The sequence below is a fragment of the Methylobacterium sp. J-030 genome (genome assembly GCF_022829545.1).
Classification (GTDB): Bacteria; Pseudomonadota; Alphaproteobacteria; order Rhizobiales; family Beijerinckiaceae; genus Methylobacterium.
Genome location: NZ_JAKSYM010000217.1, coordinates 1 through 8,484 on the forward strand (window position 1 = coordinate 1; position 8,484 = coordinate 8,484).

At 63.7% G+C, this 8,484-nt stretch carries 14 protein-coding genes, 1 tRNA gene and 2 pseudogenes; 9 read left to right on the forward strand and 8 right to left on the reverse strand.

The features are described 5' to 3' along the window. Nucleotides 1–72 precede the first annotated feature (72 nt). Complete coding sequence (locus MKK75_RS14585; protein ID WP_244043275.1) at nucleotides 73–450, reverse strand: hypothetical protein; 378 nt, start codon at nucleotides 448–450, stop codon at nucleotides 73–75. Continuing rightward, nucleotides 447–875 (reverse strand): hypothetical protein, encoded by a 429-nt coding sequence (locus MKK75_RS14590; RefSeq protein WP_244043276.1) that lies wholly within the window; start codon nucleotides 873–875, stop codon nucleotides 447–449. The genes MKK75_RS14585 and MKK75_RS14590 overlap by 4 nt, the downstream gene beginning before the upstream one ends. A gap of 380 nt (nucleotides 876–1,255) precedes the next feature. Between MKK75_RS14590 and MKK75_RS14595 the strand changes: the two genes are divergently transcribed. The 5 genes from MKK75_RS14595 (at nucleotide 1,256) to MKK75_RS14615 (ending at nucleotide 2,962) form a co-directional block, all read left to right on the forward strand. Next, entirely contained in the window at nucleotides 1,256–1,450 is a 195-nt protein-coding gene (locus MKK75_RS14595; RefSeq protein WP_244043277.1) for a hypothetical protein, read from the forward strand. Between the two features lie 141 nt (nucleotides 1,451–1,591). Next, nucleotides 1,592–1,825, forward strand: coding sequence for a hypothetical protein (locus tag MKK75_RS14600; RefSeq protein WP_244043278.1), 234 nt, complete (start codon nucleotides 1,592–1,594; stop codon nucleotides 1,823–1,825). 214 nt (nucleotides 1,826–2,039) lie between these two features. Continuing rightward, nucleotides 2,040–2,115, forward strand: a tRNA-Ile gene (locus tag MKK75_RS14605). A 131-nt stretch (nucleotides 2,116–2,246) separates the two neighbouring features. After that, the gene (locus MKK75_RS14610; protein WP_244043279.1) at nucleotides 2,247–2,690 is read left to right on the forward strand and encodes a DMT family transporter; all 444 of its coding nucleotides are present in this window, start codon (nucleotides 2,247–2,249) and stop codon (nucleotides 2,688–2,690) included. Between the two features lie 83 nt (nucleotides 2,691–2,773). After that, a complete protein-coding gene (locus MKK75_RS14615; RefSeq protein ID WP_244043280.1) occupies nucleotides 2,774–2,962 on the forward strand; it encodes a hypothetical protein in 189 nt (62 codons plus the stop codon). Between the two features lie 310 nt (nucleotides 2,963–3,272). Here MKK75_RS14615 and MKK75_RS14620 read toward each other — a convergent pair whose 3' ends face one another. Next, nucleotides 3,273–3,416, reverse strand: coding sequence for a hypothetical protein (locus MKK75_RS14620; RefSeq protein ID WP_244043281.1), 144 nt, complete (start codon nucleotides 3,414–3,416; stop codon nucleotides 3,273–3,275). Between the two features lie 455 nt (nucleotides 3,417–3,871). On the opposite strand from MKK75_RS14620, the gene MKK75_RS14625 reads away from it, so the two are divergent. Together MKK75_RS14625 and MKK75_RS14630 are read left to right on the forward strand one after the other, a co-directional pair. Continuing rightward, entirely contained in the window at nucleotides 3,872–4,165 is a 294-nt protein-coding gene (locus MKK75_RS14625) for a hypothetical protein (protein WP_244043282.1), read from the forward strand. Between the two features lie 106 nt (nucleotides 4,166–4,271). Continuing rightward, nucleotides 4,272–4,634: a hypothetical protein gene (locus tag MKK75_RS14630; protein ID WP_244043283.1), complete on the forward strand. Its 363-nt coding sequence runs from the start codon at nucleotides 4,272–4,274 to the stop codon at nucleotides 4,632–4,634. A 173-nt stretch (nucleotides 4,635–4,807) separates the two neighbouring features. Here the strand turns inward: MKK75_RS14630 and MKK75_RS14635 are convergent, their stop codons facing one another. Continuing rightward, nucleotides 4,808–4,987, reverse strand: a complete 180-nt coding sequence (locus MKK75_RS14635; protein ID WP_244043284.1) for a hypothetical protein — start codon at nucleotides 4,985–4,987, stop codon at nucleotides 4,808–4,810. Nucleotides 4,988–4,996: 9 nt separating this feature from the next. After that, nucleotides 4,997–5,254 carry a hypothetical protein gene (locus tag MKK75_RS14640; RefSeq protein WP_244043285.1) on the reverse strand — a complete coding sequence of 86 codons (258 nt, stop codon included), beginning with the start codon at nucleotides 5,252–5,254 and terminating at the stop codon, nucleotides 4,997–4,999. A 367-nt stretch (nucleotides 5,255–5,621) separates the two neighbouring features. Here MKK75_RS14640 and MKK75_RS14645 point away from each other — a divergent pair, with 367 nt between their 5' ends. Further along, nucleotides 5,622–5,909, forward strand: a complete 288-nt coding sequence (locus tag MKK75_RS14645) for a hypothetical protein (protein ID WP_244043286.1) — start codon at nucleotides 5,622–5,624, stop codon at nucleotides 5,907–5,909. A 43-nt stretch (nucleotides 5,910–5,952) separates the two neighbouring features. Further along, entirely contained in the window at nucleotides 5,953–6,450 is a 498-nt protein-coding gene (locus MKK75_RS14650; protein WP_244043287.1) for a DUF892 family protein, read from the forward strand. 52 nt (nucleotides 6,451–6,502) lie between these two features. Here the strand turns inward: MKK75_RS14650 and MKK75_RS14655 are convergent, their stop codons facing one another. From MKK75_RS14655 to MKK75_RS14665, 3 genes and pseudogenes are all read right to left on the reverse strand, one after another. After that, the gene (locus tag MKK75_RS14655) at nucleotides 6,503–6,850 is read right to left on the reverse strand and encodes a heme utilization protein (RefSeq protein WP_244043288.1); all 348 of its coding nucleotides are present in this window, start codon (nucleotides 6,848–6,850) and stop codon (nucleotides 6,503–6,505) included. A 793-nt stretch (nucleotides 6,851–7,643) separates the two neighbouring features. Continuing rightward, nucleotides 7,644–8,069 (reverse strand): annotated as a pseudogene (locus MKK75_RS14660) (hypothetical protein). A gap of 151 nt (nucleotides 8,070–8,220) precedes the next feature. Beyond that, nucleotides 8,221–8,484, reverse strand: a pseudogene (locus MKK75_RS14665) (manganese catalase family protein); the annotation flags it as partial.

Sequence of the window (8,484 nt, forward strand, 5' to 3'; positions counted from 1 at the left end):
CGGCGCGGGCCGACGCGGATGCCAGCGGAGCCGTGAGGATGGCGCCGAGCGCGGCGCGGCGGGTGGACGGGTTCACAGCCATGCCGAGCCCTCCCGCCAGTCGCAGCCAACCGCGCTGAGCACGAGGGCGGCGCGGGTGGATGGGAACGACACGCCGTCGCCCATGGGCTCACACTCGCTATCCAGGTGAAGCTCGCCGCGGTCGCGGTGCCATCGGAGCGCGCTGCCGTAGATGCCATCGGGGCCGTGCGGGGTGCGCATGCCACCCTCGATCTCCCGGATCAGGCAGCTGCGCTCGAACATGAGCCAGTCATGATACTCGCGGAGCAGCCGCGGTGTGACAGGCTCGGCGACGGCGGCTGGTGCCCCGATGAGAGCCACGCTGCCGCCGATCAGCGGAAGCGTGGTCAGGCCGCGCAGGAAGCCGCGGCGATTGGCGGGGGTGCTCACGCCGTCACCTCATCGCCAAAACCGGTGAAGCAGGTCGGAAGCACCGTGCCGGTCACGGACAGGATCGCACGCGCAGCGGCGGCGATCTTCTCCTCGTTCTCCCAGGGTTTGCCGGACAGCGCGCCCTCAACCTGGAAGGCCAGTGCGAGGCCGACCACGGCGAGGCCGGCCGCAGTCTTGGGAGCCGGCAGGGCCAGCACATCGTTGATCAGGGTCCACATGCCGTTATCGACAGTGAGTGCTGCCTTGTAGGCGATGCTGTCGGGATGCTCCTGCTCGAAGACCGGTCGCACGGCCATGGCGGCAGCGTGGGCGGCGATCAGGCGATCACGGAGCGGGATGTGCGGTTCAGCTGGCTTGCGGCCCGTCCGAGCTTCAAGGCGCTCGCGCAGGCCAGCGGACCGCATCGCCAGAGCGGCCCGCATGACGGGTCCGCCGGAGGCGACGATAGAGGGGCCCGGTGTCGGGCCGGCCCCGGCGGGTGATAAGGGCGTGCGTGTGCTATGGGCGTGGGTAGCCATTTGCGTCTCCCTGCGACGGAGATGGTCAGGCTCGTCGCGGTGCTCCAACACCTCGGCGGGCCGCTTGCTGCTGCAAGCCAGTGTCTGTATATTGTCTATACACGGGCGGCGTTAAGACACTGTCTACACATGCAGCAGCGAAAAAAGACGGCTCAGGTCAATCTGCGCTTAGATCCGGCCTTGAAGGAGGCAGCTGAGTCCGCCGCAAAGGAGGATCAGCGCTCGCTCACCTCGCTGGTCGAGAAGCTCCTCACCGAGCACCTGAAGGCGAAGGGCTATCTGAAGTGAGGCGCACGAAGCGCAAGCTCCCCGACAGCCTGACCCAGCACCTGTCGGACCCGAAGGTCGTAGCCCTCAAGCCGCGAGCTAAGAAGCGCAGTCCCTACCTTTTATCCGGATCCGCGCAGAAGATCGCCGTTTCCATCGTAACCCTCGTCATCATCGTGTTGGCTTGGGGCCACCTGCTGCACGCTTGGTAGGCGGTTGGCCGCATCGGCAAGATGGACGCATAGGCGAGAGCTACGTGCCGCACCGCGAGGATCCTGAGGGCGCGAACTGACTTCCTCACCCGGCGTTGCGGAGGTGATGTCGCGTGGCGCGGCGTCCGCTCTGGAAGCCCGATGACTTATACCCTTCAACGCCTCGCCCCAGGCAGCTTCGATCTCGTCCTTGACGGCAAGGTCGTCGGCAGCCTCGTGAGAGACGTGTCCAAGGATGGACACGAGGGCGATTGGATGGCCGAGACCTTGGACGACAGTCCGCCCTATCCGGCGCCGTTCGAGCGTCCAAAGCACGCGTTCCCGACGCTGCTGGAGGCTGCGAAGTGGCTCGATGCGACTGTGCCCGATCTCTGATCTGAGCTGAGGCAATCGACCGAAGGCGCAGAAACTGGCATCCCCGTTGCTGTACCCATCAGCCTGCTGTTCATCGCCGGCACGGTGCGCCCTCGATCTCGGCTTGGAAGGGTCGAGGGCGCGCCTCTCACAGCATGACAGTGAGAATAACAGCAGATCACGGCGGCGACGATGCCGATTGAACTCAGAAGACTGAGAAGGCTATGCGTGCGCAGGGGCCTGTAGCTCAATGGTTAGAGCCGACCGCTCATGACGGTCTGGTTGCAGGTTCGAGTCCTGCCGGCCCACCAGTGGCTCCCCCATGGAAGAGGCGCGCGAAGTCGGACCTATCATCGCTCTAGGACGACATGCCGCCGACGATTGTGGGAAGTCGCAGCCTCGCCAGCCCTAGTTAGAGGTCTTACGGAATGAGATCTCAGCCATGTGGTACCTCTACGGCTTCGTGCTGCTGGCTGGCGTCGCCAACGCAGTTCAAGCAGGGCAAAATGGAGCCTTGTCGAAGGGTTTGGACGAGTCACTGACGGCAGGTTTGGTCGTCGTCACCGGTACCGCCTCCTGCATCCTCGTGGTCGGCCTGCTGTCCGGCAAGTTGGCTTGGCCCACAGCTGCCCAGGCTCTGGCAATGCCTTGGTGGGCGTGGCTCGGCGGCATCCTCGGCGGATGCATCATCCTGGCGCAATTCATCGTGGCGCGTCAGATCGGAGCCGCTCCGTTCCTCGGCCTTCTGGTGACCGCCGGCGTGGTGACCTCGATCCTACTGGACAACTACGGCTGGGTTGGCTTCGAGCGCCATCCCGCAAGCGTCTGGCGGATCCTTGGAGGCTTCCTGATGGTAGCCGGCGTCGCACTAGTTGCGTTCTTCTGAACGATTTACCCGCAAAGCCGCTGGCATCTTCATCGAACAAAACGGCGAAGAGTCAAAGCGGCGCGTCTTGTTAGGAGCAATCTATGCTGAGTCCCGTTGAGGCCTTACGAAAGCTGCGCGAGGAAATGGTGATGGACCGCCGCAGGCTGGTCGATGAGCAGGAGAGTATCCAGAACGTACAAGCCGAGATCGAAGCGATTGATAGAGCTATCGCAGACGAGGAAGCTTTGCGCATCGGTGCTAACTCAAAATCTGGTAGCGTCTCGGTTTGAAACCCACCCCTGTTTCGGTCGTCTCTCGTTGCCATCCGTCTGAGAAGCATTACGCCGTCGGCGTCATCTTCATCGAGGAGAGCGGCGAGGCACATACATGGGCGCCTCGCCGCATTCATTGCAGGGAACATCCAGCTACCTGGGCTTCTGCCCCTTAGTCTGATCCTGGCCGCGAGCCGAGCTAGCTACCGCCTTGATCTGGGCCTTTGTCGGATTGGGGTTTTGGCCCGACAGGATGTTCGACGCAATCGTGGAGACATGTGACGACGTCTGTTTGGGCGGAGTACGCGTGGCCATGGCTGGCACCTCCTCAGCGACCGAAGCGGCGAACCGCCTCATCGTAGCGGGTGGGGTGCAGGCGGCCGAACTTTACGTCGGCGATGCGTCCCTGGTTGACGTCGTAGGTAGCGGCGATCCGGCTGTATATCTCGCCAGCCATAAGCCGCTGATGCACCGCGACCGCCTCCTCAAACGTGAGACGGTGGCAGGGCGAACGGTCAGGTTTCAACATAGCGGGTCCCTAGTGAGGAGGGTCCCAGAGAACTTGACAACCGGCCGCCCACGCGTAGTATGCACGTGCTGATAAGCGCCAGCCGCAAGTACTATTGCGGTTGTGACGAAGGCCGGGGGTCGCAGCCCGGCTTTCGTCGTCTTTGAGGTCCGAAAACCTCAACAACAAGGATTGGTACGGTCGAGGCTGCGAGTCTAGCTGCAAACCCGCCTAGAATCGATCCTACGGGCTTCTAGCGGCCGTTTAGCCGATATTCCTGCGGAACCGGCTGTGAACGAAAACGCCCGCCAGCGACCTTCCTATCCGCAAGTCCGGCTTCGTTCCGCGTTTGATGCGGGTGCGTTCGAGAGCACAGACAGCGATCTCGATAACCTGCACGTCGTGGCTACCTTGCACCCATGCGCACAGCCCTCGCCGCCCTCGCTCTCGTCGTCACTGCCGGTGGGGCGCAGGCGATCGAGCCGACGGCCAAGCAGCTGATCAAAGCCTACACCGAGGCAGACGAGGCATGCCGCGGCCTGCCGGGCGGTTCCGGTGCGGCCGAGTGTGATCGCCGAGCCAGGCTGACTTCGAGGCTCAATCAGATTGGCCGATGCTACGGCAAGGCGAACCAGGACAGGTCCGAGTTTGCCTGGCACGCGTGCACGTTCCATTCAAACCGCAGCAACGATCTGGTGCCGGCTTCTCGCTGATCCGGCCGCTCTGTAGCTATCACCCTCGCGGTGCGGCGCTCGTGGGGTCGGATCGAACTACGACAGTCCCAGGGCGTTCCCAACGCTCAACAGCAAGGAACGCGATATGAAGGTGATCTCGGCGACCGTCCTCGGCCTGGCGCTACTCAGTGGCGTGGCTCCAGCCTTCGCGCAGTCCTACGGCGGACGGGACTATGGCTATGACCGCGGCGACTATGGCTCTCGCGACAGGGGCTACGGTGATCGCGGGTATGGCGACCGAGGCTACGGCGACCGTGATCGCCGCGATTACGATCGGGACAATGACCGAGGCTCGCGCGGCGGGCGTGGCGACTACGCCTTCAACGAGGAAGAGTATCTGCGCTGCAATCCGGACGTGCGCCGGGCGGTCATAGGCCGAGCAATCAAGTCCGGGCTCGAACATTACCGGAAGGTCGGTATGGCAGAAGGCCGGAAGCTGAGCTGCTAAGACTGGGTTGCGTCGCGGAGGCGCTGGCTCAATCGTCCAGCCGCGGCACACCGTTCCACAGCTGCTCTAACCCCACCCCGTTCTGCACGTAGGGCGGGGGGGGCGTCTGATCTCACCAGCGATGAGCCGAGCCGATACACAACTCGGCTCGCAGGCAGGATGGCCGAGGCCGGTTACCGGGCTGTGGCGGCCCCAACACCGTCACCGTTCCAGGCCGGGACCGTTGGCTGAAGGGGCGCAACCGGCATGCTGGAGACCAACAGCGCGATCATGGCGGCGCGCAAGCTCAGCAGGATGGCCGGCGGCTCGCCGGTGATGGTTCGCCAAGCTGCCACGAAGGCCTCGGTGGGCATCTCGGCCTGCTACTCGACGGTGCGCCACTTCACGGGCGGCAGAGCTGGGCCGGGCATCCTCGCGTCCCGCTGGTAGAAGGTCCGCCGATCACCTGTCACGGCCTCGGCGACATCATCGATCGCCTCAATCACCTTTGAGGTCGCGTTGTAGAGCGGCCCCTGCGGCTTGGCCCGCGTCAAGACGAGGATACAGTGCTGCCGCCAGCGCCGGGCCTCCTCAAGAAACGCGACCTCCTCGGCCCGCACGAAGACCCCTCGCCTCGCCATTCTGCCGCTCCGCCTCGTCCTGCGGGGACATAGAACGGAACTGGAACATTAGGGAGTGGTGGTCCGTCCAATCTCGGGTCAGACGGACTGGTATCCCGATCAGGGACCCGACCGTGTGCCGCTGTCGAGGCTCAACTAACCTTCCGCCCCCATCCTGCGTCTTGGGCCGCGTCGCGTACTCGCCCCGGCCGCGAGGAACGGCATCGAGCCCCGCCAACTCGTGATTAGATTGGCTGGGGGATGAGACGGTCTGGGTGATGGAACTGGTGAGACTGCATCACTAGGCGCGAGCAGATGCCACACGGGGTCAGTCGGAACAACGAACCACGGATCCCCTTCCCTTCAGGCTTAAGAACCTGGAGGAAGCATGTCCAAGATCCTGAATATCGTAACCGCAACCGCAATGCTCACGCTGTCAGTGAGCCTTGCTGTCGCTGCGCCGTGCAATGTCGGCACGACAACGAATGCGGCTACCGGGAACGACACCAGTTCGAATGTCGATGGCGGTTCGACGGCCAAGGTTAGCCCTGGTGCTAAGGCCGAGTCCCCGGGCACGGTCGGCGCGATGAACAATACCGGCGCTGCCATGAAGGATGACGGTTCGAAGAAGGCCCCCGAAGGTCAACCCGTGAAGCCTGGCGCCGACAATTGCTGAGCCTGCACCAATCACACTGAGCTGCTTAGATAAGGACTCACGCATGAACGATGTAAAGCGGGCGATGGACGTCTATCTGAATGGCTTACGCAACCAGCATGCCGTCGAGATGCAGGCGGTCGGGACCATCCAGAACGAGATGCCGCGGATGGAACCCTACCCCGATCTATACGCGAAGATGAAGGCCGATCACGAACGTTCAGTCACACAGGCTGCACGTCTCGACGATCTCCTCGAAAAGCACGGGACGAGCAAGTCGGTCGTCAAACAGGCTGTGACCGGCGCCGTAGCGACCGTCGCCGGGTTCATACACAAGGGTGCCGAGGACGAGGTGATCAAGAACGTCCTCGCGGCGATCGGCTACAAGGCCTACGAGATCAGTTCCTACAAGGTGTTGCTGACGCTTGCCGACGCGGCCGGAGCCGGCGACGACAAGTCGACGCTCGAACAGTCGATGAAGGAGGAGCAGGAAATGGGCGACTGGCTCGGCAGCAACCTGCCCAACCTCGTTCATGCGTTTCTTGAGCGGAAGGCTGCGTAGCTTGGTACGATCATACCCGCCAGCCCGTGATCAGATCGGGCGGCGGGGCACTTCAGCTTGCCCGCTTCGCACTCCAGCTTCCGCTGCAAGCAACCAACCCGCCTGAGGTGCGCCATGTGCCGCTGCCACTGCCCTTTGGGTCGAGGCTCCCGGAGATCGGCACCTTGTTCGAGCCTTGGGTGATCGTGGCCTGCACGGCGCCGCTGGCCGAAACACCGCCATCGATGTCCACCTCTCCAGGGATCGAAGCATCGCTGTCTTTGATCTGGACCTGGTAGCTGGTGCTGGCTGAGCAGGGTCCTTCTGCCGTGGTGGCGATGATGGTCCAAGAACCGTCGTACAGGTTCGGCACACGCACTTTTCTCGTCGCCGCATCGGCTGGGTTGAGCGCGCCTGCCATGAGGCCGACTGCGAGGATCAAGTGAGAAGTACGTGCCACAGACAGCTCCGACAGTCGCGCCGCCGGTTTTGACCACGCCCCCGAAGAACGGAGGCGTCGGCTAAATAGTTGCAGAAGCGTCCCCGGCTTGACGGCGGCCGAGTTGTTCGCGGTCCACCCCGAGCACGGGACGCTGCGGATCGAGGTCTGCGGCGTGCTGATGGTCTGGGGTTACAAGGCCCTGGCGGTAGAGCCGGCCCGGGTCGTATTCGCCGGAGGCTCCGGCTACCGGAGACCAGATCGCAACTGGATCCGACCGCCTCAGGCCGATGCGACTGTAAAGCTGCGATTAGCTATTCCGCGCGATACAGCGGACCGACGAGCTTGGCAGTACGTTCTGCCGAGATGGAACACTATCGGTCCCCCCTGGCCACGACGGCGATCGCAGCTGCCGGCCTGCTTGTCGCCGCTCATGTGCTGCACCCGGGCAATTACGAGCGTTCTGATCGAAGAGCGCGGGTCGTCACTGTGGCTATCGATGCGCCATCAACGTCGACTGCATGGACCGACCCACCTGGGAAGCTACACGGCAGCGAACCCGCGTTGGTAATGGCCAACAGTAGGGCACTGCTGTCGCATCACCTGACGGTGCCTCTGCCGTCAGGAGTGCGGTCGTCGCCGACATTGTCGGGCAAGCTTATGCCGCCGGCCCCTCAAGGGAAGGCTGCTGAAGGTGACCCGATCGGCGACCTAATCCGCGACCTGGATCTCAATCAGGCGAGCTGACGATCGAACTATCTTCGCCAGCAGATCCTCAGGCGTATGGCCCACCGAACAGGTCGCCCAGCGCCTTCCGCCGAAAAGCGTGCGCCAGCGCCTGCGCTGATGCTCCGGCCGGTCGTGGATTATGTGGCACCGCTGGCAGAACGCCGCGAGGTTGGCGTCGGCGTTGTTCGCGGTGTTGTGGTCTCGATGGACTGCGGCCAACACCACCTGGGTCCGGCGGGCTTGTCCGAGGATATCGGCCCCCGATGTGACCCGGATCCGGTGCCCCCAGCCATCGCGCCACCGGCCGGCATCCATGTCCCACCAGCGGCCGTCGCCGAGGTGAAAGACCATGCGCCCATGCGGCCGCCCGCAGCCTTCGCAGCAGCCTCTCGCCCGGCCGAACCGGATGACGGCCGAGAGCTGTGCCCAGTCGATGGGGTTAGAAGAAGCGGTGCTCCGGTCGGATTGGCATGGGGCGCACTGTGCCACCGGCAGCCGTGCGGCCCCAAGCGGCGAGTGATTTTATAACTGCCCCGCGGATCCACACCCGCGGGGCACCCCCTAACCTCAACGTCGCACAAGGCCAGTCACGGGGACTTGGTCACTCGTCACACAGGATCCGATCAACGGCCTTTCTTGTAGAGCTTGCTGGCGATCTCGAAGATCTCCTCCGGGGCGTAGTCCGGTGCGAACGCACCATAGTTGCCGTCGAGTTCCGGGATCTTGCCGCCCTCCGGATAGCCGTCGACTACCTCTAGGTTACCCGGCGGATCGCCAGGCAGCGCCACCTCGTCATTCGACCACACGCCAGCCGCCTCCTGATAGTCCGCCTCGCTGAACGTGTAGAGGCGCCGGTGCTTGCCCTCGTCGAGGTACTTCTGACACTC